This window comes from Vibrio sp. 1078-1, from assembly GCF_033340475.1.
The window spans coordinates 1-573 of sequence record NZ_JAWOWM010000666.1 but is presented as its reverse complement, the minus strand read 5'-3'; the positions used below and the strand labels follow the sequence as shown (position 1 = coordinate 573).

Here is a 573-nt window from a genome sequence, read left to right as displayed (position 1 = left end):
TCCTGGAGGTCCTGATAACGTCCTGCTGCGGCTTCATAATAGAGGGGCTCCAGAACGGCGGCTTTCAGATAGTCGATTGATGACGTAGTTGTGGCACCCATCGCTTGAAGCGAATCGGTCAGCTTCGTTAGAGCGTTGTCTCCAGTTGACGTGTCAATACCCAGTAGGCTGTTAAGAGCATCAACAACAACCGGGCTGCTTAGGTTGGCGGTTGCAGTGCTAATAGCCACCCATCCGTCAGTACATGTGTAGTCAGCGCCGTCAGGGTTTGCTGTAGACAAATACAACCTAGTTCCGTAGAGCTGTGAGTTGAATCGCAAAGCTGAGTCAGTTGAACGGTTCATCAACTCATCAAGGGACATTAGGTTGAGATCGACTTTGGTTAACGTGCATTCCCGAATGTAATTGTTCCAGGAACGCCTCACGTCAACATAGCCGCCTCCATTTGCTGAGTTAAGCGCAGTAAAAACTCCTGTGTCATAGGCTCGCCGTCTGACGTCATTCAACAGTTTCAGTGTTTCGGAAAAGTGGCTTTCCGTGACATTGGGTACGATTACCCCATATCCAGTTTCA

General features: G+C 49.4%; 1 protein-coding gene. It reads right to left on the bottom strand.

Annotated elements, in window-relative coordinates; genetic code table 11:
* The coding region (locus R7190_RS29395) for a conjugal transfer protein TraG N-terminal domain-containing protein (RefSeq protein WP_411978105.1) at positions 1-506 on the bottom strand (506 nt) is incomplete at its 3' end.
* Positions 507-573 lie beyond the last annotated feature (67 nt).